25 protein-coding genes are annotated in these 24988 nt (G+C 72.2%); 15 read left to right on the top strand and 10 right to left on the bottom strand.

What is annotated here, in order from left to right:
* The first annotated feature begins 290 nt into the window (after nucleotides 1-290).
* The 3 genes from B0I31_RS13750 to B0I31_RS13740 are packed head-to-tail and all read left to right on the top strand — an operon-like array spanning nucleotide 291 to nucleotide 3111.
* Nucleotides 291-1292 carry a FecCD family ABC transporter permease gene (locus B0I31_RS13750; protein WP_106615738.1) on the top strand — a complete coding sequence of 334 codons (1002 nt, stop codon included), beginning with the start codon at nucleotides 291-293 and terminating at the stop codon, nucleotides 1290-1292.
* The gene (locus B0I31_RS13745; RefSeq protein ID WP_245949872.1) at nucleotides 1289-2317 is read left to right on the top strand and encodes a FecCD family ABC transporter permease; all 1029 of its coding nucleotides are present in this window, start codon (nucleotides 1289-1291) and stop codon (nucleotides 2315-2317) included. The genes B0I31_RS13750 and B0I31_RS13745 overlap by 4 nt, the downstream gene beginning before the upstream one ends.
* A complete protein-coding gene (locus B0I31_RS13740) occupies nucleotides 2314-3111 on the top strand; it encodes an ABC transporter ATP-binding protein (protein ID WP_181320152.1) in 798 nt (265 codons plus the stop codon). The genes B0I31_RS13745 and B0I31_RS13740 overlap by 4 nt, the downstream gene beginning before the upstream one ends.
* Nucleotides 3112-3226: 115 nt before the next feature.
* Here the strand turns inward: B0I31_RS13740 and B0I31_RS13735 are convergent, their stop codons facing one another.
* Nucleotides 3227-4054, bottom strand: a complete 828-nt coding sequence (locus B0I31_RS13735) for an SDR family NAD(P)-dependent oxidoreductase (protein ID WP_106615735.1) — start codon at nucleotides 4052-4054, stop codon at nucleotides 3227-3229.
* Between the two features lie 2 nt (nucleotides 4055-4056).
* Nucleotides 4057-4827: a carbon-nitrogen hydrolase family protein gene (locus tag B0I31_RS13730; RefSeq protein WP_219910697.1), complete on the bottom strand. Its 771-nt coding sequence runs from the start codon at nucleotides 4825-4827 to the stop codon at nucleotides 4057-4059.
* 138 nt (nucleotides 4828-4965) lie between these two features.
* On the opposite strand from B0I31_RS13730, the gene B0I31_RS13725 reads away from it, so the two are divergent.
* Nucleotides 4966-6987, top strand: coding sequence for a UvrD-helicase domain-containing protein (locus B0I31_RS13725; RefSeq protein ID WP_106615733.1), 2022 nt, complete (start codon nucleotides 4966-4968; stop codon nucleotides 6985-6987).
* 10 nt (nucleotides 6988-6997) lie between these two features.
* On the opposite strand, the gene B0I31_RS40610 is transcribed toward B0I31_RS13725, so the two are convergent.
* Nucleotides 6998-7162: a hypothetical protein gene (locus B0I31_RS40610; protein WP_181320151.1), complete on the bottom strand. Its 165-nt coding sequence runs from the start codon at nucleotides 7160-7162 to the stop codon at nucleotides 6998-7000.
* Between the two features lie 114 nt (nucleotides 7163-7276).
* On the bottom strand, nucleotides 7277-8299 hold the full coding sequence (locus tag B0I31_RS13720; RefSeq protein ID WP_106615732.1) for an LLM class flavin-dependent oxidoreductase: 1023 nt from the start codon (nucleotides 8297-8299) through the stop codon (nucleotides 7277-7279).
* A gap of 63 nt (nucleotides 8300-8362) precedes the next feature.
* On the opposite strand from B0I31_RS13720, the gene B0I31_RS13715 reads away from it, so the two are divergent.
* The 5 genes from B0I31_RS13715 to B0I31_RS13700 all read left to right on the top strand — a co-directional run bounded on the left by B0I31_RS13715 (nucleotide 8363) and on the right by B0I31_RS13700 (nucleotide 14180).
* Nucleotides 8363-8626: a GNAT family N-acetyltransferase gene (locus tag B0I31_RS13715; protein ID WP_106615731.1), complete on the top strand. Its 264-nt coding sequence runs from the start codon at nucleotides 8363-8365 to the stop codon at nucleotides 8624-8626.
* Between the two features lie 281 nt (nucleotides 8627-8907).
* Nucleotides 8908-10692: a polyprenol phosphomannose-dependent alpha 1,6 mannosyltransferase MptB gene (mptB, locus tag B0I31_RS41715; protein WP_245949871.1), complete on the top strand. Its 1785-nt coding sequence runs from the start codon at nucleotides 8908-8910 to the stop codon at nucleotides 10690-10692.
* A complete protein-coding gene (locus B0I31_RS13710) occupies nucleotides 10685-11914 on the top strand; it encodes a glycosyltransferase 87 family protein (RefSeq protein WP_245949870.1) in 1230 nt (409 codons plus the stop codon). Before mptB ends, B0I31_RS13710 begins: the two co-directional genes overlap by 8 nt.
* 19 nt (nucleotides 11915-11933) lie before the next feature.
* The gene (locus B0I31_RS13705) at nucleotides 11934-13172 is read left to right on the top strand and encodes a glycosyltransferase 87 family protein (RefSeq protein WP_146173839.1); all 1239 of its coding nucleotides are present in this window, start codon (nucleotides 11934-11936) and stop codon (nucleotides 13170-13172) included.
* 9 nt (nucleotides 13173-13181) lie between these two features.
* A complete protein-coding gene (locus tag B0I31_RS13700) occupies nucleotides 13182-14180 on the top strand; it encodes an MBL fold metallo-hydrolase (RefSeq protein ID WP_106615728.1) in 999 nt (332 codons plus the stop codon).
* Here B0I31_RS13700 and B0I31_RS13695 read toward each other — a convergent pair.
* Genes B0I31_RS13695 through B0I31_RS13680 form a run of 4 tightly spaced genes read right to left on the bottom strand, consistent with a single transcriptional unit; the run spans nucleotide 14173 to nucleotide 18057 of the window.
* The gene (locus B0I31_RS13695) at nucleotides 14173-14928 is read right to left on the bottom strand and encodes an alpha/beta fold hydrolase (protein WP_106615727.1); all 756 of its coding nucleotides are present in this window, start codon (nucleotides 14926-14928) and stop codon (nucleotides 14173-14175) included. The two genes, B0I31_RS13700 and B0I31_RS13695, sit on opposite strands and share 8 nt — an antisense overlap.
* 11 nt (nucleotides 14929-14939) lie before the next feature.
* On the bottom strand, nucleotides 14940-15377 hold the full coding sequence (locus B0I31_RS13690; protein ID WP_106615726.1) for a response regulator: 438 nt from the start codon (nucleotides 15375-15377) through the stop codon (nucleotides 14940-14942).
* The gene (locus tag B0I31_RS13685; protein ID WP_106615725.1) at nucleotides 15374-16867 is read right to left on the bottom strand and encodes a sensor histidine kinase; all 1494 of its coding nucleotides are present in this window, start codon (nucleotides 16865-16867) and stop codon (nucleotides 15374-15376) included. The genes B0I31_RS13690 and B0I31_RS13685 overlap by 4 nt, the downstream gene beginning before the upstream one ends.
* Nucleotides 16867-18057 (bottom strand): PP2C family protein-serine/threonine phosphatase, encoded by a 1191-nt coding sequence (locus tag B0I31_RS13680; protein WP_245949869.1) that lies wholly within the window; start codon nucleotides 18055-18057, stop codon nucleotides 16867-16869. Before B0I31_RS13680 ends, B0I31_RS13685 begins: the two co-directional genes overlap by 1 nt.
* Before the next feature lie 77 nt (nucleotides 18058-18134).
* Between B0I31_RS13680 and B0I31_RS13675 the strand changes: the two genes are divergently transcribed.
* Together B0I31_RS13675 and B0I31_RS13670 are read left to right on the top strand one after the other, a co-directional pair.
* Nucleotides 18135-18869 (top strand): lysophospholipid acyltransferase family protein, encoded by a 735-nt coding sequence (locus tag B0I31_RS13675; protein WP_425444363.1) that lies wholly within the window; start codon nucleotides 18135-18137, stop codon nucleotides 18867-18869.
* A 168-nt stretch (nucleotides 18870-19037) separates the two neighbouring features.
* Complete coding sequence (locus B0I31_RS13670) at nucleotides 19038-20120, top strand: YeiH family protein (protein ID WP_106615723.1); 1083 nt, start codon at nucleotides 19038-19040, stop codon at nucleotides 20118-20120.
* Here the strand turns inward: B0I31_RS13670 and B0I31_RS13665 are convergent.
* Nucleotides 20094-20567: a YkvA family protein gene (locus tag B0I31_RS13665; protein WP_106615722.1), complete on the bottom strand. Its 474-nt coding sequence runs from the start codon at nucleotides 20565-20567 to the stop codon at nucleotides 20094-20096. The genes B0I31_RS13670 and B0I31_RS13665 overlap by 27 nt on opposite strands.
* A 121-nt stretch (nucleotides 20568-20688) precedes the next feature.
* On the opposite strand from B0I31_RS13665, the gene B0I31_RS13660 reads away from it, so the two are divergent.
* The 4 genes from B0I31_RS13660 to B0I31_RS13645 all read left to right on the top strand — a co-directional run bounded on the left by B0I31_RS13660 (nucleotide 20689) and on the right by B0I31_RS13645 (nucleotide 24166).
* Nucleotides 20689-21312 (top strand): hypothetical protein, encoded by a 624-nt coding sequence (locus B0I31_RS13660; protein ID WP_146173838.1) that lies wholly within the window; start codon nucleotides 20689-20691, stop codon nucleotides 21310-21312.
* A gap of 187 nt (nucleotides 21313-21499) precedes the next feature.
* Entirely contained in the window at nucleotides 21500-22138 is a 639-nt protein-coding gene (locus tag B0I31_RS13655) for a hypothetical protein (protein WP_146173837.1), read from the top strand.
* A complete protein-coding gene (locus tag B0I31_RS13650) occupies nucleotides 22138-23565 on the top strand; it encodes a S1 family peptidase (RefSeq protein ID WP_146173836.1) in 1428 nt (475 codons plus the stop codon). Before B0I31_RS13655 ends, B0I31_RS13650 begins: the two co-directional genes overlap by 1 nt.
* Nucleotides 23566-23635: 70 nt before the next feature.
* Nucleotides 23636-24166, top strand: coding sequence for a hypothetical protein (locus tag B0I31_RS13645; protein ID WP_106615718.1), 531 nt, complete (start codon nucleotides 23636-23638; stop codon nucleotides 24164-24166).
* A 9-nt stretch (nucleotides 24167-24175) separates the two neighbouring features.
* Here the strand turns inward: B0I31_RS13645 and B0I31_RS13640 are convergent, their stop codons facing one another.
* A complete protein-coding gene (locus B0I31_RS13640) occupies nucleotides 24176-24988 on the bottom strand; it encodes a hypothetical protein (protein ID WP_245949868.1) in 813 nt (270 codons plus the stop codon).

The raw sequence follows: 24988 nt of genomic DNA, 5'->3' as shown, positions 1-24988 counted from the left end.
TACAGCCACTACGTCACCGGCCGGCCCGCCCCTCACCGAGGGGGCACGACCCGCACGTCGTGACCGGGGCCGGATCCCCCGCGGCCGGCGTGCCGCGGGGGATCCGGCCACCGGGGGTCGTGCCCCTCGGGCAGCGATTGCGCGCCATCACCGCGAACCGGTCGGGCGCGCGCCCCGAGCCCGAAGCAGCGGTGTCACCGGGCGCCCACCGTCCACGGCACCGCGACTGACCGGGCGATCGACTTGCGCCGTGTGTCGGTTAGCCTTACCTAAACTTCCGGGAGGTGCGGGTGTCGCGCGAAGCGGTGCGAGGGGTCGGCCTGCTCGTGTCGATCGGCGTGCTGGGCCTGATCGTGCTGCTCAGCCTGTGGATCGGCACCAAGAGCATCCCGTTCGCCGACACCTTCTCGCTGCTCCTCGCCGATGACGGCACCGGCGACGCGGCCATCGTGCGCGACGTCCGCGTGCCCCGGGCCGTGCTCGGCCTGCTGGTCGGCGCGGCGCTCGGCCTGGCCGGCGCGGTGATGCAGGCGTTGACCCGCAACCCGCTCGCCGACCCCGGCCTGCTCGGCGTGAACATGGGCGCGGCGGCGGCGATCGTGTCCGCCATCGCGTTCTTCGGCATCACCAGCCCCACCGGGTACGTGTGGTTCGCGCTGGCCGGCGCGGCGGGCACGGCGACCGTCGTCTACGTCCTCGGCGCGGCCGGGCGGGGCGCGGCCACCCCCGACCGGCTGGTGCTCAGCGGCGCGGCGCTGACCGCGGTCCTCTACGCGTACGTCTCGGCGATCCTGCTGCTGTTCACGCACACGTTCGACTCGTTCCGGTTCTGGAACGTCGGTTCGCTCGCCGGCCGCGACTTCGAGCTGATCGGCCAGGTCTCGCCGTTCGTGCTGCCGGGGATCCTGATCGCGTTCCTGCTCGCCCGCAACCTCAACGTGCTGGCGCTGGGCGACCACACAGGCAAGGCGCTGGGCGCGAACGTCAACCGCACCCGCGCGTTCGGCGTCCTCGCGGTCACGCTCATGGCGGGCGCCGCGACCGCCGCCGCCGGGCCGATCGCGTTCGTCGGCCTGACCGTGCCGCACGTGGCCCGCATGATCGGCGGCAGCGACCAGCGCTGGGTGCTGGCGTACTCCGCGGTGCTCTCGCCGATCCTGCTGCTCGGCTCGGACGTCGTCGGCCGGGTGGTCGTCGCACCGCAGGAGATGGAGGTCGGCATCATCACCGCGTTCATCGGCGCACCCGTGTTCATCGCGCTGTGCAGGCGACGGAAGCCGGCCACGCTGTGAGGACCGTCCGCACCCCCGTCGTCTCGCTGCGGATCAGCGAACGCGCCCTCGGCGTCAGCACGGCCATCGCCGTGCTCACCGTGGTCGCCGCCGTCGCCACCATGGTCACCGGCGACTTCCCGCTCACCGTCGGCGAGGTGCTGGCCACGGTCGTCGGGCAGGGCGACGGCTACGCCGACTTCGTCGTCTTCACGCTGCGCCTGCCGCGCCTGATCACCGGCCTGCTGGTCGGCGCGGCGCTCGCGCTCAGCGGCGCGATCCTGCAGAGCCTGTCCCGCAACCCGCTGGCCAGCCCGGACATCATCGGCTTCACCCAGGGCGCGGCCACCGGCGCGATCGCGGTCCTCGTGCTGGCCCAGGGCAGCATGACGGCCACCGCGCTCGGCGCGACCGCCTCGGGCCTGCTCACGTCCGCCGCCGTGTACCTGTTGGCGCTCAAGCAGGGCGTGCAGGGCTTCCGGCTGGTGCTCATCGGCATCGGCGTGAGCGCGATGATGCTCGCGGTCAACTCCTACCTGATCACCCGGGCCACGCTGGAGAGCGCGCTGGCCGCGCAGGCGTGGCTCGTCGGCGGCCTGAACAACCGGGGCTGGGACGAGGCACAGGTGGTCGCCGCCGTGCTCGCCGTGCTGCTGCCGTGCGCGTTGGTGCTCGGCCGGCGGCTGGCGCTGCTGGAGATGGGCGACAGCGCCGCGACCGGGCTGGGCGTGGACGCCGAGCGCACCCGCCTGGCCCTGCTCGCGGTGAGCGTGGGCCTGGCCGCCGTCGCCACCGCCGCCGCCGGGCCGATCAGCTTCGTGGCGCTGGCCGCGCCGCAGGTCGCCCGCCGGCTGACAGGGGCGTCCGGGCCCGGTCTGGCCGCGGCGGCGCTCATGGGCGGCCTGCTGCTGGTCGTCAGCGACTTCGCGGTGCAACGGCTGTTCCCGACGACGCAGTTGCCGGTCGGCATCGCCACCGGCGCGATCGGCGGGCTCTACCTGGTGTGGTTGCTGGCCCACGAGTGGCGGAAGGGGAGCACGACGTGACCAGGCTCCGCGGTTCGGAACTGACGCTGTCCTACGACGAGCGCGTGGTCGTGTCCGGGTTGGACGTCGAGATCCCGGACGGCTCGTTCACCGTCATCGTGGGCCCCAACGCCTGCGGCAAGTCCACCGTGCTGAAGGCGTTGGCGCGCATGCTCAAACCGCGCACCGGCGCCGTGTACCTCGACGGTGAGGCGATCTCGACGTACCGCTCCAAGGAGGTCGCCCGCCGGCTCGGGCTGCTGCCGCAGACCTCCATCGCGCCCGGCGGCATCACGGTCGGCGAACTCGTGGCCCGCGGCCGGTACCCGCACCAGCGGCTGCTGCGGCAGTGGTCGGTCGAGGACGAGCAGGCGACCGCCGCCGCGATGCGGCTGACCGGCGTGCACGACCTGGCCGACCGGCTGGTCGACGAGCTGTCCGGCGGGCAGCGGCAACGCGTGTGGCTGGCCATGGTGCTGGCCCAGCAGACGCCGATCCTGCTGCTGGACGAGCCGACCACGTTCCTCGACATCGCGCACCAGGTCGAGGTGCTGGACCTGTGCGCCGACCTGCACGAGGACGGCAACCACACGCTGGTCGCCGTCCTGCACGACCTCAACCAGGCATGCCGGTACGCCACCCACCTGATCGCGATGAAACCCGGTGTCGGCGTGGTGGCCCAGGGCAGGCCGGCCGACATCGTCACCGCGGAGCTGGTGGAGGACGTCTTCGGCCTGCCGTGCCGGGTGATCGCCGACCCGGAGACCGAGACTCCCCTGGTCGTGCCGCTGCGCCGGCAGCGCGTCAGCGCGTAGGGACCACCTGGGCACCGGGGAACCGCCGGGTGGTCGAGCGCCGGTCCCGTCCGCGGTCGAAGCCCGTGCCGGTGGCGAGGACGTGGCCGGTCACGGAGGTGACCTCAGGGGCGACTCAGACCTGCCACCGGGCACGGCCTGGTGGTTCGGCGGTCAGGTCGGACTCGAAGGCGGCGGCGATGGAGTCGACGTCCCAGGACTCCCGGGTCAGCACCGGCTGCTTCACGGCGTACTGGGAGACGACGTGCAGCTTGTCCGGCAGGAAGCGGATCAGTTGGCTGGTCACGTTCCTGGCCCGGTCGCTGAGCAGGTAGGTCACCAGGGGCGCCATCCTGGCCGGGGTCTGGTCCGGTGAGCTGATCTGCCCGGCGCGGGGGTCGAGGTCCATCATCGGGGTCCACGCGAGCGGTGCGATGGCGTTGACGCGGATGTTCCGCGCGGCCAGCGAGCCGGCCCACGACAAGGTCAGCGAGGCGACCGCGCCCTTCGACGCCGAGTAGGCCGCCGCACCGGCACGGCCCAGCATGGCGCCCGACACGACGTTCACGATCGAGCCGCCCCGCATCACCTTCGCCGCCGCCGTGCCGCAGTACATCGTGCCGAGCACGTTCACCTCGACCACCGAGCGCAGCACGTCCGGCTCGTCGTCCCACGGCTCGGCGAAGTGCGTGACGCCCGCGTTGTTCACCAGGCCGTCCACCTGCCCGAACGCCGACGCGCACAGCTCGACCAGCGCGGACGCCACCGCGGGATCGGTCACCGACCCCGTGTGCGCCACGGCCTCACCGCCCGCGTCCACGATCGAAGCCGCGACCTCGTCGGAGCCCTCGATGTCGTTCACCACGACCCGCGCGCCCGCAGCCGCCGCGTGCCGCGCGTACGCCTCACCCAACCCGCGACCCGCGCCGGTCACGATCACGGCCTTGCCGTCCAGCACGCCCACGCCTACCCCCGATACCCCGCCGTGACGTCGTCCGCTCGCAGCCGGTCCAAGTCGGCGCGCGCCAACCGGGCCGTCACCACCCGCGGTCCCGTGCCCGCCCGCGCCACCCGCCGCCCGTCCGGGTGCCACACCCCGCTGCCCCCGCACGAACGCCAGCCCGGGCCCGCCCCGGCCAGGTTCGCCACCAGCGCGTACATCCGGTGGTCCAGCGCACGGGCCGCGGGGTGCACGTCGAGCCGCCGTTCCTGCCCCTCGGTGTACAGCGCCGACACCGCGTAGACGTCCGCGCCACGCCGGGCCACCTCCACCGCGTGCTCCGGCGCCGCCGCGTCGTAGCAGACGGCCAGCGCGACCCGCCACCCCGCGACGTCCAGCGGCGGCCCGAATCCGCCCGGCTCGAACAGCTCCCGCTCGGCCCGGCTCAGGTACTGCTTGCCGACCACCTCGACCGTGCTGTCCGGCGACAGCGCCACCGACGCCAGCAACCGCCGGCCATCGGGACCGAGCCACGCCGCGCCGACCACCGCCGTCACCCCGTGCGCCCGGCTCGCCTCGCGGACGACGTCCAGCCGGGGGTCGTCGGGACCGACCCAGCACCCGGGCTCGGCCAGCCGGCCCAGGTCGTAGCCGGACAACGACAGCAGGGGGAACAGCAGCAGCCGCGCGCCCTCCGCCTCCGCCACCGCCGCGGCCGCACGGCGCGCGTTCTCCGCGACGTCACCGGGCACGGGCGCGTGCTGCGCGACGGCGACCACCAACTCGTCGGATTCCACGCGACCGATCATTTCACGCCATCAGGTGACTCGGAGCGGTGACCGTGAAACGCGCGCCGGAAATGTGGTAAACATAAAGGTTGATTTCGCCGGAAATGGCGGAGTGGAGACAATCCCAGTATATCACAGGGGGCAAGCGTGACCACCGGGGAATTGTCCGCCGAGCGAGAGCGGATCGCCTTCCTGCACGATCGGCTGGAGCGGGAACGGGCCGCCGCCCAGGCCGGGCTCGACGCCGCGCTCAAGGACGGCCACGAGCAGCGCTGGCACCGCGAAGTCGCCGTGCGCACACTGTCCGAGCAGGTCAGCCGCCTGAACGTGGCGGACGGGAACCTGTGCTTCGGCCGCATCGACACCGCCGGAGGCCGCGTCTACATCGGCCGGATCGGCTTGTTCGACACCGACCGCGACTACGAACCGCTGTTGACCGACTGGCGCGCACCGGCTGCCCGCCCGTTCTACACCGCGACCGCGGCGAACCCCGAGGGAGTCACCCTCCGCCGCCATTTCCGGACCAGGGGGCGGCACCTGGAGAGCTTCCACGACGACGAACTCCAGCTCACCTCGAAAGCGCTGCTGGAGGCGTTGGACGCGCCCCGCTCGGCCACCATGCGCGATATCGTCGCCACCATCCAGGCCGAGCAGGACGAGGTCATCCGCCTGCCGCACCGGGGCGTGCTGGTGATCGAGGGCGGTCCCGGCACCGGCAAGACGGCCGTCGCGCTGCACCGCGTCGCCTACCTGCTCTACACGCAGCGCGAACAGCTGTCCCGGCGTGGCGTGCTGGTGGTCGGCCCGAACCCGGGCTTCCTGCGCTACATCGGCGAGGTGCTGCCGTCCCTGGGCGAGACCGACGTCGTGTTCGCCACGCCCGGCGAGTTGTTCCCCGGCGTCCGCGCCGAGCGCGAGGACACCCCGGAGCTGCAAGCCCTCAAAGGCGGCCTCCGGGCGGTGGACCTGCTGGCGGAGGCCGTCGCCGACCGGCAGGAGGTGCCCGCCGACCCCATTCCGGTCGAACTGGAGGACGTCACCGTCGAGCTGACCGCCGAGATCGCCGCGCGGGCCAGGGCACGGGCGCGGGACGCCGGGCTCAAGCACAACGAGGCCCGGCCGGTGTTCCACCGGGCACTGGTGGACGCCCTGGTCGCACCCGCGCTCGACCTCATCGGCGAGGACTGGCCGGAACTGGCGGCCGACGTGCGCCGCGAGCTCACCGGCCACCCCGACGTGCGGCGCGCGGTCGACGAGCTGTGGCCGCTCCTCACCCCGCAGCGGCTCCTGGCCGACCTCTACGCCGGCCGCTGCTTCGGCCTCGGCTACCCGGAACTGCACCGCGACGACCCGCGCGCGTGGACGGTCTCCGACGTGCCGCTGCTGGACGAGGCCGCCGAACTGCTCGGCGACGACGGCCGGGCCGAACGGCGCGCGGCGCGGCAGCGCAGGCAGGCCGTCGAGTACGCGCAGGGCGTGCTGCACGTGATCGACAGCGACGCCGAGATGTACGAGGAAGACCTGCGCGCCGTGGACCTGGTGGACGCCGAGTGGCTGGCCGACCGCCACACCGCCGTCGACCACCGCGTCACGGCCGAACGCGCCGCCGCCGACCGCGAGTGGACCTACGGCCACATCGTGGTCGACGAGGCGCAGGAACTGTCCGAAATGGACTGGCGGGTGCTGGCCAGGCGCGCGCCCAACCGGTCCATGACGATCGTCGGCGACCTGGCCCAGCGCCAGTCCGCGGCGGGCGCCCGCGACTGGTCACGGGCGCTGGAACCACTCGCCCGCGACCGCTGGCAGTACCGCGGGCTCACGGTCAACTACCGCACACCGGCCGAGATCATGGCCTACGCCGCCGACGCGCTGGCCGAGGTCGACCCCACCGCCGTGCCGCCGACGTCCGTGCGGCACGGCGAACCACCGGTCGAGGTCACCGGCGCCGACCCGGAGTCGTTCCGCCCGGCCACCGGCACGTTCGCCGTGATCACCCCCACCGGCCCGCTCACGCCCCGGGCGACCAAGGGCCTGGAGTTCGACACGGTGGTCGTGGTCGACCCGGAGCGGATGACACCGGCGGAGCGGTACGTCGCCCTGACCCGGGCCACTCGACGGCTGATCGTCGTGCGCACCCCGGCACGAACCGACGGCGCCGACCCGGGCTGATCCCGCCTCCTCACCTGTTCGGCGGTGACTCGTTCGGCGCGGGCTTGTTGGGCGACGGCGGCTCCGGCGTGGGCGGGATCGGTGGTTCGGTCGCCGGCGACGGCTCGCGCGGCGGCTGGGGCACCGGATCGGGCACCGGCACGGGCCGCGGTTCGGGCGGTTGGGGCTGGACCATGGTGGACCTCCTTGCCCCCGGACTACCCAAAACCCGCGTGTCCTACATCCATAACGCGTGAGTCGTACGTTCAGGACCACCGTGTCCCACGTCCAGGACCCCTGAATTCAACGCTCAGGACGCCCGCGGCGGGTCGGTGACCCGGGACGGCGCCGGGTTCAGGTTCGGCAGGACTTCCCGGCCGAACAGCCGGATCGCGTCGAGCACGGCCTGGTGCGGCAGACCCCCTATGTCCACCATGACCAGTTGCGCGTCCAACGACAGCAGCTCGGTCAGCCGGTTCAGCCGGTCGGTCACCTCCGCCGGGTCGCCGCACACCGCCGCGCCCTCCATCAGCAGGTCCACGTCCACGTCACCGTCACCGCGCCACGGGTCGGCGAACTCGGCGTACGCGGCCAGGTGGGGCCGCCACGTGGCACGGGCCGCGCCCGCGGTCGGTGCCACGTACACGTGGCTCGGCAACGCCACCCGCCCACCACCGCCCATCGCGGCCCGGTAGCGCTCCACCACCGGCCGGTGCGTCCGCGGGTCCCGCAACGTGCTGGGCAGCATCAACGGCAGCCCCAGCTCCACCGCCAGGTCCGCCGACACCGCCGACCCGCTGCCGATCCACACCAGCGGCCGGGGCTGCTGCACCGGGCGCGGCGTCGTCGTGACGTCCACCAGCGGACTGCGGTACCTGCCCTCCCACGTGACGTGCTTCTCCTCCAACAGCCGCAGCAGCAGCCGCAGGTTCTCGTCGAACCGCGCCCGCACGTCGTCCTGCACCCCGAACGCCACATCCGTGCGCTGCGACACACCTCGCGCCACGATCAGCTCCGCCCGACCCCGCGACAGCACGTCCAACGTGGCCAGGTTCTCCGCCACCCGCACCGGGTCGTGGTGCGCGAGCAGCGTCACGCCGGTGGACAGCCGCAACGTCGACGTGCGGTCGGCGATCGTGGCCAGCAGCAACTCGGGCGCGGAGACGATGTACCGGGTGAAGTGGTGCTCGCCGATCGCCACCCCGGTGAAGCCGGCTTCCTCCGCCACGACGGCCTGCTCCACCATCGCCCCCAGCCGGTCGCACTCCGAGACCGCCCGGCCGGTGTACGGGTTGGGCAGGTGATCGCCCAGGATCAGCAGATACACGTCCATCCGACAATCTTGCACGCCACGACTACCGTGGCACCCGCCAAAGCCGAGCGTGGAGGAGCACCCGTGACCGCAGTGTCCGTGTCCGACAACCCCGAGCAGTCCCGCTACGAGGTGCGCCTGGACGGTGAGCTGGGCGGCTTCGCCGAGTACACCGCGGTGGACGGCGTGGTCACGTTCACCCACACGGAGGTCGCCGTCGAGGGCAAGGGCCTGGGCAGCAAGCTGGTCCGCCACGCGCTGGAGGACGTGCGCGCCAAGGGCCTGACCGTGGTGGCGCAGTGCCCGTTCGTGCGCGGTTACTTGGAAAAGCACCCGGAACTGGCGTGATGCCACGTCCTGACCGGACGTATCCGCCGGAACCGCCTCGGGTACCCTGTTGACCAGCACATACCACGTCGAGGTTGCTTCTCAGTGGGAATCATCACATTGAGCGGTAACAAGACGGCCAAGTAGTCCGCTTTTGGTCAACAGTGGTAGCTGATCGTGTCAAAATTATCGACCGTGGCCTCCCTCGTCCTTGATCCCCGCCATGATGGTGACGTCGTCGGCACGCTCGACCGATCGCCGGCAAGAGGACCGAACACGAGACCGACGGAGTGGGCCTGGCTGTGACCGCTGAGGTGAGCGAGAGTGGCGCGCGCACGGGCGGCCCGGCTCGCAGGGCAGGTACGTGGGCTGCCGTCGTCCGGCAGGTACCCGCGCGGTTGCTGCGGCTGGGTGCGCTCGGCGGGCTGCTGATCGCGGTCGGCGGCGTCGGCGCGGGCGCGGTGCTGCGGCGCGACCCGCTGCTGACCGGCTCGATCCTCAACGCGGTGCGGTACGGCCACGGCCGCGACCTCGCCACCGCCGTGGTGTTCGTCGGCGTGGCGCTGATGGTCTACTCGTGGGTCCGGCTCGGGCGGATGGTGCGGGCCGGCCAGGTCGACGGGCGCGGCGTGGTGCTGGCCGCCGCCGCGTGGACCGCACCGCTGCTCATCGGCCCGTCGCTGTACAGCCGGGACGTCTACAGCTACCTCGCCCAGGGCGCCGTCGCGCTGCACGGGTTCGACCCGTACACGAACGGCGCGTCGGTGCTGCCGCTGTCGCTGGGCGGCAACGTGGCGTCCCTGTGGCAGAACACGCCGTCGCCCTACGGGCCGCTGTTCCTCCTGGTGGCCAAGGGTGTGGTCGCCATCACGGGGGACAACGTCATCATCGGCGCGGTCCTCATGCGGCTCGCCGTGCTCAGCGGCCTCGGGCTGCTCGCCTGGGCGATGCCCGGACTGGTCCGCCACCTCGGCGGGCGCACGTCGGTGGCGCTGTGGCTGACCGTGGCGAACCCGTTCGTGATCGCCGTGGGCATCGGCGGCGCGCACAACGACATCCTGATGGTCGGCCTGATGGCGGTCGGCGTGCTGATGGTGCTCGACCGCAAGCACGTGCGCGGCATCGCGGTGATCGCCCTGGCGACCGCGGTCAAGGCCACCGCCGTCCTGGTGGTGCCGTTCCTGATCTGGGTGTGGGTCGCGCGGCTGTCCGGCCCGGCCCGGCAGCGGTTCTTCCAGGCGTGCCTGGTGGGCGGCATCACGTTCGCCGGTGTCTTCGCGCTGTCCACGATCGTCGCCGGGGTCGACCTCGGCTGGATCAACGTGCTGCAGAGCCAGACCCCGCTGCTGACCTGGATGTCGCTGCCCTGCGCCGTCGCCGAACTGCTGTACCACTCGGTCGGCCGCCACTTCCCGGGCGCCGAGTACGAGGGCTTCCTCGACTTCTTCCGGTCCGCCGGCATGTACGTCCTGGCCGCCGTGCTGGTCCGCCAGTGGTGGCTCGCCCGCGCGGGCGGTGTGGAGGCCGTGCGGCGGGCCGCGATCGCCCTGCTCGCCGCGTCCGTGCTCGCGCCGTCCGTGCTCCCGTGGTACTTCACCTGGACCTTGGCGCTCGCCGCCGCCTTCGCCTGGAAGGACCGGTGGCTCGCCGTCGCGGCCGGTTTCTCGGTCTGGATGGTCCTCATCACGCTCCCGGACGGCACGATCGTCGCCCGGTGGCACTACGGTTCGGCCAACCCGGTCGTGTGGTGGTCCTACCTGGCCGTTACCGTGCTCGTCGGCGTGTGGGTCGGCCGGGCACTGCTCGAACGGCCGTCGATGTGGTCGCTGCTGGCGGAACTGCGGGCGCGGTCGGGCGACCCGGACCGGTCGGGTGACGAGGGCGAGCCAGGTGACCCGGGCCGGTCGACGAAGGTCGCCGAAGTCGTCGAGGTCATCGACGTCGCGGACGTGGTCGAGCAGGCGTCGCCCGACACCGGGCGGCCGCCGGACGTTCAAGGAATCCACGACCCCCAGGACGCCGGGGACGACGACGTGGGCGTGGAGCCGGACACGGCCGGGAAGAAGCGCGGGAGCACGGGTGGTTGAGCAGCGGGTGTTGAGGTTCGCGCCGCTGGTGTTGTGCTTGTCGCTGGGCTGGTACTTCTGGCGCCTGGGCGCGCCGACCGGCTGGGGCATGATCGACCTCAAGGTCTACTGGAGCCTGGCGCCGAACCTGCTGACCGATCAGCTCTACACGATCGACATGCCGTTCACGGCGGACTTCCCGCTGCCGTTCACCTACCCGCCGTTCGCGGCCGTGGTGTTCCTGCCGCTGTCCTGGCTGCCGTGGGTGGCCGCGCGGATCGTGTGGCAGGTGCTGTCCCTGGTGTGCCTGTGGTGGCTGGTCCGGACGGCGTTGACGCTGGTCGCCGCCAGGTCGGGGCAGCGGTTCGACGCCACCTGGTCGCGCCGGGCGCTGCTGTGGACGGCGTTGGCGCTGTGGTGCGAACCGGTGCGCAAGACGCTCGACTTCGGCCAGATCAACCTGGTCCTGATCGCCGGCACGTTCGCCGCCGTGGTCGCCACCCGGCAGCTGGTGGCGGGCTTCGGCGTCGGTGTCGCGGCGGGCCTGAAGCTGACCCCGGCGATCTCGGTGCTGTACTTCCTGGTGACGCGCCGGTTCAAGGCCGCGGCGTGGACGGCGGTGGGCTTCGCGTCCACCGTGGCCATCGGCTTCGCCGCCTCCGCCTCCGACTCGTGGCGCTACTGGTTCGAGCTGCTCGGCGCGGCCGACCGGGTCGGCCCGGTCGGGTCGGCGATCAACCAGTCGTTGCGCGGCGCGTTGTCCCGGACCCTCGGCTACGACGTCGGCATGAGCTGGCCGTGGTTGCTCGCGGTGCTGGTGTCCGCGGTGCTGACCGCGTTCGCGCTGCGTGCGTCGGTGCGGGCGGGTGACGTGCTGGCCACCGTGGTCGCCGTGCAGGTGTTCGGCTTGCTGCTGTCGCCGATCTCGTGGAGCCACCACTGGGTGTGGGTGATCCCGCTGGTGCTGTGGGCGGTCCACGGCGCCCGCCGCTCGTGGCCGGTGCTGGCGGTCGCCGCCGCGTGGGTCGTGGTGACCGGTGCGGACCTGATCACCTACCTGATCGACCAGCAGCCGACCATCTGGGAGATCCCCCGGCCGTGGCCGCTCGCCGCGCTGGGCTGGTGCTACCCGCTGCTCGGCCTGCTCACCCTCGCGGTGATGCCGCCGGCGCTGCGCACCGCACGCACCGAGCCGGTCGCCACGCCGCCCACGACGTCGAAGGTCGAACCCAGTGTCCCGTGATCCGTCCCCCGCTGTGCGCGTGCTCGTGAACGCGGAGCGGTGGTTGTTGGCCGTCGCACCGGTGTTGCTGGTGGTGTCCGCGCTCGGCCGGACCTGGACCATCGTGACCGGGTTCGGCAACGAGACGATCGACCTGTACGTGTACTGGGCGCTGGCGCCGCACGTGCTCTCCGGCGACCTGTACGAGGTCACCTCGCCGAACTCGCCGCCCGACTTCCCGCTGCCGTTCACCTACCCGCCGTTCGGCGCGCTGGTGTTCCTGCCGATGACGTGGCTGCCGTGGGTCGCCGCGCAGTGGGCGCTGCGGCTGCTGTCCGCGCTGTGCGTGTACTGGATGGTGCGCGTGGCCCTGCGCCTGGTGGCGGGGGAGGGCTGGACGGCGGACGCGGCGTTGTGGCGGCGCCGGGCGCTGCTGTGGACGGCCGTGCTGCTGTGGCTGCAACCGGTGGTGCACACGTTCGACTTCGGGCAGGTCAACCTGCTGCTGGCGGCGGTGGTGCTCGGCGCGATGACGGCCCGGGACTCGCGGCTCGCGGGCACCGGGATCGGCTTGGCGGCGGGCGTGAAGCTGGTGCCGGCCATCTCCGGGCTGTACTTCCTGGCCACCCGCAGGTTCGCGGCGGCGGTGTGGTCGGTCGTCGCGTTCGCGGTGAGCGTCGGCCTCGGCTTCCTGGTGGACCCGGCGCAGGCCAGGCACTACTGGTTCGAGCTGCTCGGCGCGGCGGACCGGGTGGGTCCGATCGGCACCGCGCACAACCAGTCGCTGCGGGGCGCGTTGTCGCGGACGCTCGGCTACGACGTCGAGATGACGTGGCCGTGGGTGGTCGCGGTGGTGATCTCGCTCGTGCTGGCCGGGTTCGCGCTGCGCGCGGCGGTGCGGGCGGGTGACGTGCTGATCGGCGTGCTGGTCGTGCAGGTCCTCGGGCTGCTGCTCTCGCCGATCTCGTGGGACCACCACTGGGTGTGGATCGCACCGCTGCTGATCTGGCTCGTGCACACCCGGGTCGTGCCGTGGGTGCGGGGCGTGCTGCTGGTGCTGTGGTGCCCGGTGATGTTCTGGGACCTGATCGCCTTCCAGCTCGACCGGCAGCCCACGATCTGGACGATCCCGCGGCCCGGCTGGCTGTCCGCCATCGGCTGGGCCTACCCGGCGTTGGCGCTGCTCACGCTCGCCGTGATCCCGTTCCTGCTGAAGGCCGCGCGGCGTGGTCGAACCGAGTCGCCACTGGCCGACCACCTTGAGGTTACCGGCAAGTAGTATCCGGGGATGGAGTGGACCGAACCCGGAGTCTTCGAGGTCGCGCCCGGTGTCCACCGGATACCGCTGCCCCTGCCCAACGACGGGCTGCACACCGTCAACGTGTACGCGCTCGACGACGGCGACGGCCTCGTGCTGATCGACTCCGGCTGGGCGCTGGAAGCGGGCGAGACGGCGCTGGAAACGGCGCTGGGAGCGCTCGGCCACGGCTTCGAGGACGTCCGCCGCTTCCTGGTCACCCACGTCCACCGCGACCACTACACGATGGCCGTGGCGCTGCGCCGCCGGTTCGGCACGAAGATCGCGCTGGGCGCGGGGGAGCAGCCGTCGCTGGACAGGATCGTCGGACGACGCCGGGACGGCTTCCGCGACCTGGCCACCTGGGGCGCGCCGCACCTGGCCGACCGGTGGCGGGCCGTGGTCGAGTCGGTCGGGGAGGCCGAGCTGCGCGACTACGAGGAGCCCGACGAGTGGCTCCACGAGTCCGACCTGGCCCTGGAGAAGCGGGTCCTGCGCGTGCTGCCGACACCGGGCCACACGCGCGGGCACGTGGTCTTCCTGGACGTCGAGTCGTCGCTGCTGTTCTCCGGCGACCACGTGCTGCCCCACATCACGCCGTCGATCGGCTTCGAACCGGCCCGGCCCGCGCTGCCGCTCGGCGACTACCTCGACTCGCTGCGCCTCGTCCGCGACTACCCGGACCTGCGGCTGCTGCCCGCCCACGGCCCCGTCACCGAGTCCAGCCACGCCAGGGTGGACGAACTGCTCGCCCACCACGAAGACCGCCTGACGGCCACGCTGGACGCCGTGCGCGCGGGCACCGGCACCGCCTTCGAGACCGCCCGCAAGCTCGGCTGGACCCGGCGGCACCGGACGTTCGCCGAGCTGGACCTGTTCAACCAGGTGCTGGCCACCGGCGAGACGGCCGCGCACCTCGACGTGCTGGTCCACCGCGGGCTGTTGACCTCCGAGGTGGACGACGGCGCGGTGCGCTACTCGGTCAGCTGAAGTGCTCGGCCAGCGCCTTGGCCAGCACGTCCGGCGCCACGCCGTGCCAGTCGCCGTCCAACGTCCGGCGGCGCGCGTTCGGCAGGCGTTCGGCGACGCCGTCCGCCCAGCCGCGCAGCCGCTCGTCGCTGCCGCTGCTGTCCAGCACGAGCGTCGGCGCGGTGACCGAGGCCAGGTCCGGGACGGTGCCGGTGATGGTCAGGTCGTAGGCGGTGGTGTGGGCCATCGCCTCCAGCGCCGGCCAACCCGGTGACTGCCGCATCCCCGCGGTGAACTCCTCGGGGATGCCGCACGCCTCCTGGAACCGGGCCACCGCGTCACCCCGTCGACCTGCCGCGACCAGGGCGTCGATCTCGTCGCGCACGTCCGGCCCGGTCGGCTCCTCGAACGACAGCGGCGGCTCCAGCAGCGCCAACGCCGTGATCGGCAGCCCGGCCGCCGCCGCGTGCAGCGCCAGCACCGCGCCCGACGAGAAGCCGTGGACGTACGCCGACCCGCCGGCCGCCTCGAGGACGGCCGCCAGGTCGTCCACCTCGCGCTCGATCGCGTACGGCGCGCGGTCCGTGCTCTCGCCGCGGCCCCGCCGGTCGTAGGTGTACGCGGTGAAGCCGGTCAACGCCTCCGCGAGCGCGGGCATCGGACCGCCTCCCCGGAAGCAGCACGCGGCGTCCACCAGCACCACCGCCGGACCGTCACCGACCCGCGAGAACCCGATCGTCGTGCCGTCCCGTGAGGTCACCGTGCCCATGGGCGCGGACCCTAGCGGGGCAGCTTCACGACGGTCACGAAGAAGTCGTCGATCTGCCGCACGACCTCGATGAACCGGTCGAAGTCGACCGGCTTGGTGACGTAGGCGTTGGCGTGCAGGTTGTAGCTGCGCATGACGTCCTCCTCCGCCTCCGACGTGGTCAGCACCACCACCGGGATGGGCCGCAGCGTCTCGTCCGCCTTGATCTCGGCCAGCACCTCCCGGCCGTCCATCTTCGGCAGGTTCAGGTCGAGCAGGATCAGCCCCGGCCGCGGGGCGTCCTCGTACTGGCCCTGGCGGCGCAGGAACTCCAGCGCCTCCACGCCGTCGCGCACCACGTGCAGCTGGTTGCGGATCTTGTGGTGCTCGAACGCCTCCTGCGTCATCAGCGCGTCGCCGGGGTCGTCTTCCACCAGCAGGACGTCGATCACGTTCAGCGGATTGCTCATTGCTCGTCGTCCTCTACAGCCGGCAGCGTGAACTTGAAGGTGGTACCGGTGCCGTTCCCGCTGGTGTCCAGCCAGATCGTGCCACCGTGGTACTCGATGATCTTCCGGCACATGGCCAGCCCGATGCCGGTCCCGGGGTAGTCGTCCTTGTGGTGCAGGCGCTGGAAGATCACGAAGATCCGTTCAGCGTACTCGGTGTCGATCCCGATGCCGTTGTCGCTCACCGTGAACGTCCAGAACTCACCCGTCCGTTCCACGTCCACGCGCACGTGCAGCGGCTCCTCGCCGTGGAACTTCAGCGCGTTGCTGATCAGGTTGCCGAACACGCCGCCCAGCAGCGACTCCTCGCCGCGCACCGTCGGCAGGTCCGCGACCTCGACCGTGGCGCCGGTCCGCTCGATCACCTCGGAGTAGTTGTCCACCACCTGGTCGACCAGCTCGTCGCAGTCGACGAGGGTCTGCTCGCGGGTGATCCGGCCCACCCGGGAGAACGCCAGCAGGTCGTTGATCAGCACCTGCATCCGCTTCGCGCCGTCGACGGCGAACTTCAGGTACTGCTCACCGCGCTCGTCGAGCTGACCGGAGTAGCGCCGCTCCAGCAGCTGGCAGAAGCTCGCCACCTTCCGCAGCGGTTCCTGCAGGTCGTGCGAGGCGACGTAGGCGAACTGCTCCAGCTCGGAGTTCGACCGGCGCAGGTCCTCCAGGTCGGAGAGGATGCGCACGCGCATGGTCTCGACGTCCTCGCCGAGCATCACCGTCTCGCGCGGCCCGCCCGCCTCGACCTCGTGCGCGAAGTCGCCCGACGACACCTGCCGCACGTCCGCGGCCAGCCCGCTCAGCGGCGCGATCACGATCCGGTACAGCATCACCGCCACCCCGGCGATGATCAGCACCAGCAGCAGGCCCAGGCCGCCGAGCAGCCACAGCTGCCGGCTGGCCACCCGGTCCAGCTCGAGCCTGGCGTCGACGGCGGCCTGGTCCAGCTTGTCGCCCAGCGCGTCGACGGCGACCCGGACCCGGTCGAACAGCTCCTTGCCTCGCCCGGGGTCGGCCAGCACCGCCTGCGGCGCCCCGGACCGCCGCACCTGCCCGATCAGCGGCTCGGCGTAGCCCTGCCGCCAGTCGGCCGCCAGCAGCTCCAGCTCGTCCAGGTCGTCCACCAGTTCGGGCCGCACGGTGGCGAGCAGGTCCCGGGCCGCGGCGATGTCCCTCTGCTCGATCGCCTGCCCCTCGGTGTAGGGGGTGAGGAAGTCCTGCCTCGCGGTGAGCACGTAGCCGCGCACACCGGTCTCCTGGTCGATCAGCGCGGTGTCCACCTCGCGCACCAGGTTCCCGGCGGGCAGGATCCGGTCCAGCAGCAGCCAACGCGCTTTCGTCAGGCCTGTCATGGACACGCCGAGGCTGCCGATGGAGCCGGCGCACACGACGATCAGGACGGTCACCGCCGCGATCAGCAGCCTGCTCGCGGGCCAGCGGGTGCGGTAGTCCATCAGGCGCGGTCCGAGATCAGCAGCACGGCCATGTCGTCGTCCAGCTCCCCGCCGTTGAGTTCCTTGACCTGGTTGATCAGGTCGGTGAGCAGCGTCTTCGGCGTGCGCGCCCAGTCCGGCCGGTTCCTGGTGATCTCGCCGATCAGGTCGATCAGCCGCTCCGAGCCCAACCGCTCGGTGTCGCCGTGGACGCGACCCTCGACCAGGCCGTCCGTGTAGAGCAGCATCGACCACCCCGGCGGCAGCGGCACGTCGAGCCCGCTCCACGTGCTGTCCGGCAGCACGCCCAGCGGCAGCCCGGCGCGGTCGCGCGGCAGCTCCACCACGCGGTCGCCGACCAGCAGCATCGGCTCCGGGTGCCCGGCGAGGTAGACGCGCGCCCACCGGCGGTCCGGCGAGATCGTCACCATGCACGCGGTGGTGAACAGGCCGGGCTGGTGGCGTTCGTGCTCGAGGATCTCGTGCAGCGTGCGCAGCACCCGGGACGGCTCCTGCCCCGCCAGCACGAGCGCGCGCCACGCGATGCGCAGGAACACGCCGATCGCGGCCTCGTCCGGGCCGTGCCCGCACACGTCGCCGATCAGCAGCTGGAGCGTGCCGTCCGCGGTGCGCACGGCGTCGTAGAAGTCGCCGCCCAGCAGCATCCGGCTGCCGCCGGGGCGGTAGCTGACCTCCCAGCCGATGTCGTTGCCGTCGATGATCGGCGACGGCAGCAGGCCGCGTTCCAGGCGGGTCTTCTCCGCCGCCAGCAGCTGCTCGTCGCGCAGTTGGCGCTGGGTCTCCTCGACCCGCTTGCGGCCGACCGCGTACCGGATGCTGCGGGCCAGGCCCACGCCGTCCACCTGGCCCTTGACCAGGTAGTCCTCCGCGCCCCGGGCCACCGCCTGGGTGCCCTGGTGCTCGTCGTTGAGGCCGGTGAGCACGATGATCGCCACCGCCGCCGGGTTGGCGAGCAGCCTGGTCAGGCCGTCGAGCCCGGTCGTGTCGGGCAGGCCGAGGTCGAGCAGCACGCAGTCGGCCTTCGACAGCAGGCCCTCGGCTTCCCGCAGGGTCCGCGCCCGGTGCAGGGAGACGTCCGCCTCGACCTCTTCCAGCAGGGCTTCGACCAGCACGGCGTCCCCCTCGTCGTCCTCGACGAGGAGCACGTTGATCCGGTTCACCGCGGTCCGCGGTGTGGGGAGCCCTGCCACGGAGGAGGAGATTAGTCGAACACGATCAGACCGGGGTGACGGCGGTGCGGTGGGGCGCGGTGACGGCGTCCGGGGTGATGACCGAAGATCCCGGTGTGACGTTCTCCCAGATGGTGGCGCTGACGACGCGTCTGCCCCGGCGGGGCCGCGGTTTCTGGTACTCGGTGGCGATCGACCTGCTGTGGCCGCTGGTGGTGCTGTTCGTCCGGATGCGGATGGCGGGTCGGACGAACATCCCGCGCGAGGGTGCGGTGCTGCTGGCGTCCAACCACCTGTCCTTCGCCGACCCGGTGACGCTGACCGCGTTCGCCCTCGCGTCCGGCCGGGTGCCCCGGTACCTGGCCAAGGCGAGCCTGTGGAAGGCGCCGGTGATCGGCTGGGTGATGTCCTCGGGTCGGCACATCCCGGTCGACCGGAGCAGCGTGCGCGGCGGTGTGGCGCTGGACAGCGCGAGCACGGCGCTGGAGGCGGGGGAGTGCGTGATCGTCTACCCCGAGGGGACGTTCACCAACGACCCGGACGGCTGGCCCATGCGCGGCAAGAACGGCGTGGCCCGGCTGGCGCTGACGACCCGCACGCCCGTGGTGCCGGTGGCCCAGTGGGGCACCCGCGAACTGCTGCCGCCGGGGAAGTTCGTGCCGCGGCCGTGGCGGAAGGTGTCCGTGGTGGCGGGCGCGGAGGTGGACCTGTCCGACCTGTACGGGCTGGAGCCGACCAAGGCGGTGCTGGACGAGGCGACCGCGCGGATCATGGGCGCGGTGACCACGCTGCTCACCGGTGTACGTGATCTCCCACATCCTGGGAGCCACTGACGGTTCGCGTTGGGGGCGTTACGTTCTGGTCATCCTTCCTCTCCCACGTGGTGGAGCGTGAGCGATGTCGGACCGTCGTCTCGACGAGGATTGGCTGGCCGTGGTCGTCGGGCTGGTGCTGTTCGCGCTGGCCCTGCTCGGCGTCATCGCACCCGGGATGGTGCCGTGATGACGACCGGGGAGCGCACGACGAGGTCGCCGCTGCTGTTCGCGGCGCTGGGCGTGCTGGTGGTGGTGGCGCTGTCCGCGGTGGTCAGGTGGGTGTCCACCGCGGTGCCGGAGGCGAGCGAGGGCACCGGCTGGGAGGGCGTCGGCGCGGCGGTCGAGTTCCCGGTCTACGCCATCCTGCTCGGCCTGCTGGGCAACGCCGCGCTGACCGCGATCGGGTGGCGTGACCGGCTCGCGGGCGGGTTCCGCACCGAGTTCTTCATCAAGACCGGGCTGGTGCTGCTCGGCGCGTCCATCAACCTCGCCGTGATCGTGGGCGCGGCCGGGCCGGCGATCGTCCAGTCGGTCGTGCTGATCAGCGTGGTGTTCGGCTTCTCCTGGTGGCTCGGCGGCCGGCTCGGGCTGGACGACAAGCTCAGGGCGCTGCTGTCGGCCGCGGTGGCGATCTGCGGTGTCAGCGCGGCCATCGCCGCCGCGGGCGCGGTGCAGGCCAAGCGGGAGCAGTTGGCCTACAGCGCGAGCCTGGTGATCGTCTTCGCGCTGCCGTCGATCTTCCTGCTGCCGCTCGCGGCCACCGCGCTCGGGCTGGACCCGCGCGTCACCGGCGCGTGGATCGGCGGCAACATCGACACCACCGCCGCGGTGACGGCGGCGGGCACGGTGGCGGGCGAGGAGGCGCTCAAGATCGCCACGATCGTCAAGGTCACCCAGAACGCGCTGCTCGGCGTGGTGGCGGTGGGGCTGACGGCCTACTTCGCGCTCAAGGTCGAGCGGACCTCGCCCTCCGTGTCGGCCGGTCGGCAGCTGTGGGACAGGTTCCCCAAGTTCGTGCTCGGTTTCCTGGCGACCTCGGTGATCGCCACGGTCTACCTGTCGACGGTGTCGGCCGCGTCGGGCAAGGCTGCGATCGGGGTGGTCAACGACCTGAGGACGTGGTTCTTGATCCTGGCGTTCGTCAGCATCGGCTTGGAGTTCCGGCCCGGCGCGCTGCGGCAGGCCGGGTGGCGGCCGGTCGGCGTGTTCGCCGCGTCGACGGCGGTGAACGTGGTGGCCGCGCTAGGGCTCGCGGTGGCGCTGTTCTGACGGCTTGCGCGCCTTGCCCGAGCGCTCCCACCGCAGGTACTGGCCGGTGACCGTGGACACGCTGGTGAGCAGCCACACCGCTACGCCCGCGTCGTCGGTCACGCCGATCAGCGGCAGCAGTTCGGGCAGCAGGTCGATCGGGGAGACCAGGTAGAGCGCGGCGAACGCCCACGTGGCCGGCGTGGTCGTCGGCAGGCCGTAGGCCTTGCGCTCGCGCAGCAGCCGGGGCAGGGCTTTGGCGCGGTCGAAGACGTTGCCGACCGGGCGCGGCTCGCCGTTGCGCTCCCACCGGCGGCGGCGTCGCACGACCCACAGCACGCCGGCTGCGACGCCCAGCACGACCAGTCCGGAGCCGACGACGGCCGGCGGCAGGCCGAGCAGGTCGTCGTCGCGCAGGAGCAGCGTGCTCAGCCCGAGCAGGGTGAAGACCACGCTGAGGAAGATCACACGTCCATGGTAGTGGGGGAGGGGCGAGCGCGCGGGTGGGGCGGATGTGTGGGTGGGGCGCGGGGAACTTCTGGGTCGGTTGGGCGAGTGTGGTGGGGCGGGGAGTCAATACGATGGTCCGGTGAGCGATTCCCCTCGGTTACCGGCCGTGGTGCTGTTCGTCGTCGCAGGGTGCGCGGTCCTCGTGGGTGGGGGTCTGACCGCCGCGGTCCTGGCCGACGACAGGCCGATGCCGGTGGCGGCGAGGAGCGGACAGCCCTCGCCCACCGCCAGGCCGGAGACGACGCGCGAGGTCGGGCGGCCGCTGTGCGTGGTCGGCTCCTGGGTCGTGGTGGAGGAGGTGGCGAACATCAAGTTCTACAGCGACCAGCCCGCGCTGCCGATGACCAGCGCCGGCACGACCTACGAGTTCCGGCCGGACGGCACCGGGTCCGCGCGGCTGGACGGCGTGGTGGTGCGCGGCACGTTCCAGGGCAACGAGCTGCGGGTGGTGGGCCGGGGCGGCTACGAGTTCACCTGGTCGGCGACCGACAAGGTCCTCACCTACCACGGGCGCACCCGGTCGGACGCGACCTGGACGTTCTACGACCAGCGCGGCGAGCTCAGCACCCAGCCGGTGCAGGCGAACCCGGCGCAGAACGAGGTCGACGACTACACCTGCCAGGCCACGCGGTTGGTCGAGAGCAACTCGGGCGGGTATCGGGCGGCGATGTCGCGCACGGCGTTGTTCGGGGTGTACGGCTGACGTCCGCGTGGGTGTGGAAGCACGACAAAGCAAAAGATCAAAAGCGTCCTCGCCGAACGGGCAGATCAGCAGGATGACCCCGACTGCGCGCTCCTGGCCGTCTGACTGGCGGTGCCCAGGTCACGTGGTGGAAACTTCCGGGTCGTTCCGGGAGTGGTGAGGGTGTGTCGATCAATACGATGGCCCGGTGAGTGAATCCCCTCGGTTACCGGCGAGATCGGTCGTCGTGGTGCTGTTCGTCATCGCCGGGTGCGCGGTCCTCGCGGGTGGGGGGCTGACTGCCGCGGTTCTCGCCGACGACCGGCCGCGGCAGGTTACGTCCGTTGCGGCCGGACGGCCCTCTCCCACCGTGCGCGAGGACACCACCCGCCCGGTCGGGCCGCCGCTGTGCCTGATCGGCTCGTGGCGCACGGTGGAAGAACAGGTGATGGTGAAGTTCTACACCAACGAGGACCCGCTGCCGTTCACCACGAGCGGCCGGGCCTACGAGTTCCGGCCGGACGGCACCGGCACCGAGCGGATGGACAACGTGGTGTTCCACGGCACCTTCCAGGGCAACGAACTGCGGCTCGTCGGCAACGGGTTCATCGACTTCACCTGGACCGCGACCGACCGCGCCATCACCTACAGCAGCCCGACCAGGTCGGAGTTCACCTGGGCCTACTACGACCAGCGGGGTCTGGTGGAGACCCAGACGATCCCCTCGGAACAGCTGCGGCACGAGGTGGACGACTACGCCTGCCAGGGCACCCAGCTCCTGGAGAGCAACGCCCGCGGCTACCGGTCGGTGTGGGCGCGGACCGCCGGGCTCGGGGTGTACGGCTGATGCGCGCCTTGTTCGCTGCGGCGGCGTTGCTGCTGCTCACCGCCGCGCCCGCGGGTGCGGCCCAGCCGTCCAGCCCCGAGGAGCTCGCGGCCGCCATCGCCCGGCCGGCGATCGTGCTCATCACCGTGGAGTGGCACGGCTGGGTGCGGGACAAGCGCACCGGCGAGGTGTTCGGCGGTGCGAAGGGCTATGTCGTGAAGGCGACGTGCAGCGGCGCGGTGATCCGGCCGGACGGGCACGTGGCCACCGCGAGCCACTGCGTCCACACCGGACCGCAGGGCGGCGCGGGCGCGTTGTTCGACGCGGCGATCGAGGAGCTCGCGGCGGCCGGCCGGATCGTCGACCGGGCCAAGGCCAAGGCGCAGTTGGCCGAGCACGCCGTCGCCGAAGGGGCGAACCCGGACCGCCCGGTCGACCGCGCCATCCAGGTCGAGCGGATGGAGGCGACCGGCGACGGTCCGATCCGCGACATCGCGCCGGCCACCGTGGTGGACCTCGTCGCGCCGACCGACGGTGACGTGGCGGTGCTGAAGGTGCCGCGCGACAACCTGCCGTCGTTGGAGATCAGGGCCGACCAGACGCCGGTCGGCACGCCCATCCTGGCCATCGGCTACCCCGGTTCGGCGGGCGCGGCGGTCGACCCCAGCCTGGAGCCGAGCAACAAGAACGGCCAGGTGTCGGCGCGTCGGACGCAGAACGACCGGCCGTTCTACGAGTTCAGCGCCGCCGCCACGCACGGGATGAGCGGCGGGCCGCTGGTCGATATGGAAGGCCGGGTCGTCGGCGTGGTCAGCCAGGGCTCGCCGGGGGAGACGCAGTCGTTCAACTTCGCCGCCGCGTCCACGACGCTGCTGGACGTGCTGGCGGGCAAGGACGTCAAGGCGGAGCCCGGCGAGCACGACCTCGCCTACCGGGCCGCGCTGGACAGCTACTTCGCCGACGACTTCGACGGTGCGGTGGAGGGGTTCGACGACGTGCTGGCGACCTCGCCCGGTCACCTGCAGGCGAGCGAGTACCGGCGGCTCGCGGTCGACCGCGGCGGGTCGGCCGGTGGCGGCACGACGCTGCTGATCGTGTTCGCGGTGCTGTGCGGTGGTGTCGCCGTGGCCACGGCGACGGCGGGCACGGCGATCGCGTTGTCCCGCAGGCGCAGGCTCACGGGCCCTGTGGGGCCAGGGCCGGGGTCGGTTCCGGTGATGGGGTCCGATGTGGACACGCCGCCGTTCGGGTTCCCCGCGCCGGTCGTGCGGCCGCCGGCGGAGGCGGGGACCGTAACGGTCGAGCGGGCCGCCGACGCGGTCCAGAACGAGGCTCCCACGGTCAAGGTCGAGCAGGACGCGCCCACGGCCAAGGTCGAGGACGCGCCCACGGTGAAGGTCGAGGGGGAGGACGACGGCCCGTCTCGCCGGGACCCGGCCGCAGACTAGCCCGTTCGGCGTGGTCGCGGTTCGGCGTACGGCACGATCATGGGCAGTCACCGACCGGAGGAGGGCAGCGATGCGCGTCATCCGGGTCGTCGCCGCGCACCTGCGCACCTGCGCCGCCGACGCCCCGGTGCCGTGGAACGGCCGCACCTTCGACTTCACCGGGGCCGCGTTCGACGGCGGCGACCTGAAGGAGGTACACATCGGGCCCGGGACCGAGCTGATCTTCCACGACGCGACGTTCTCCGGCGGCCGGATCGACTTCCGCGGTGCGAAGTTCTCCGGCGGCCACACCCATTTCGCGGGCGCGGAGGTTTCCGGCGGTGAGATCACGTTCAGCGACGCGCGGATCGCCGGTGGCTCCCTCGACTTCATGACCGCCGAGATCCGCGACGGGCACGTCGACTTCACCGACGTGCGGATGTCCGGGGGAGACATCGACTTCCGGTACGTGACCCTGGCCGTTGGGGTGGTCGACTTCGGGAGCACGGCGTTCTCCGGTGGCAAGGTCGACTTCGAGGACGCGAAGCTGTCCGGCGGTGTGGTGGTGCTCAGTGCCGGAACCGCCGGCTGGATCCGGCTACCGGCGACCGAACCGCTCTGACCCGGCGGGTCAGGTGGCGGGTGGGTTGCGGGCCTTGGCGGTCCTGGTCACCTCGGCCAGGTCCGCGGCGGTGACCAGGCGGACCTCGGCGGCACGACGGGCCACCGCGAAGCGCACGTTCTGCAACCGTCCCTCGTGCGGTGCCAGGAACGGGTCGTCCGCCGCGCCGAACGCGATCGCCGAGATCGCCCGGATCGCGTCGTCCACCCGCTGCGGCCGGTGCAGGTTCCAGGCGTAGCCGTGCCACTCGCGGACCCGTTCGAAGATCTCCCGGTTCGACGGCGGCCGGGGGTAGTCGTCCGCGCCGACCAGCCACGGCTCGCACAACGCCAGCGCGACGAACCAGTCCCGCCCGCCGCGCGCCAGCCCCGGGCCGGTCCGCGTGTCGCCGCCCGCCGACCCGAACGGCACGTCCGGCGTCACCGGCGAGTGCTCCACGTCGATGGTGATCAGCAGGTCGGCGAACCCGTCCCCGGCGCCGCGCCTGCCCAGCAGCAGCACCACCTGGTTCTCGCCGGCGTCCAGCAGCGCCGACGCCGACCGGGTCAGGATCACCCGCCGCGCACCGCCCGGCGCGTCGAACAGGCTCGACAGCTGCGCCTCGCCCGCGCCCAGCCACTTCAGCGACACCACGTCCGCGCCCACCGCCAGCTCGCCGACGAGCCGCGACACGTGCGGAGCGCAGTCCGGCAGCGCCACCACCACCCGACCCGGACGCGCCGGGCCGACCACGTCGTGCGGCGCGCGTCCGAACAGCAGCGACTCGCCCGGCCCCAGCACCACCGAAGCCAGGCCCGCGCCGCGCACCACCACCCTGGGCAC

This window comes from Saccharothrix carnea (genome assembly GCF_003014735.1).
Lineage (GTDB): Bacteria > Actinomycetota > Actinomycetes > Mycobacteriales > Pseudonocardiaceae > Actinosynnema > Actinosynnema carneum.
Note: the sequence above shows the minus strand (reverse complement) of the source record. Positions and strands in the feature narration are given on the sequence as shown.

Bases quoted from the DNA above. Each gene is read 5' to 3' on its own strand.
- B0I31_RS13700 (WP_106615728.1), top strand. From the start codon at position 13,182: ATGGAGTGGACCGAACCCGGAGTCTTCGAGGTCGCGCCCGGTGTCCAC.
- B0I31_RS13720 (WP_106615732.1), bottom strand. From the start codon at position 8,299: ATGGACGTGTATCTGCTGATCCTGGGCGATCACCTGCCCAACCCGTAC.
- B0I31_RS13670 (WP_106615723.1), top strand. From the start codon at position 19,038: ATGACGACCGGGGAGCGCACGACGAGGTCGCCGCTGCTGTTCGCGGCG.
- B0I31_RS13675 (WP_425444363.1), top strand. From the start codon at position 18,135: ATGACCGAAGATCCCGGTGTGACGTTCTCCCAGATGGTGGCGCTGACG.
- B0I31_RS13650 (WP_146173836.1), top strand. From the start codon at position 22,138: ATGCGCGCCTTGTTCGCTGCGGCGGCGTTGCTGCTGCTCACCGCCGCG.
- B0I31_RS13695 (WP_106615727.1), bottom strand. From the start codon at position 14,928: ATGGGCACGGTGACCTCACGGGACGGCACGACGATCGGGTTCTCGCGG.
- B0I31_RS40610 (WP_181320151.1), bottom strand. From the start codon at position 7,162: ATGGTCCAGCCCCAACCGCCCGAACCGCGGCCCGTGCCGGTGCCCGAT.
- B0I31_RS13645 (WP_106615718.1), top strand. From the start codon at position 23,636: ATGCGCGTCATCCGGGTCGTCGCCGCGCACCTGCGCACCTGCGCCGCC.
- B0I31_RS13685 (WP_106615725.1), bottom strand. From the start codon at position 16,867: ATGGACTACCGCACCCGCTGGCCCGCGAGCAGGCTGCTGATCGCGGCG.
- B0I31_RS13690 (WP_106615726.1), bottom strand. From the start codon at position 15,377: ATGAGCAATCCGCTGAACGTGATCGACGTCCTGCTGGTGGAAGACGAC.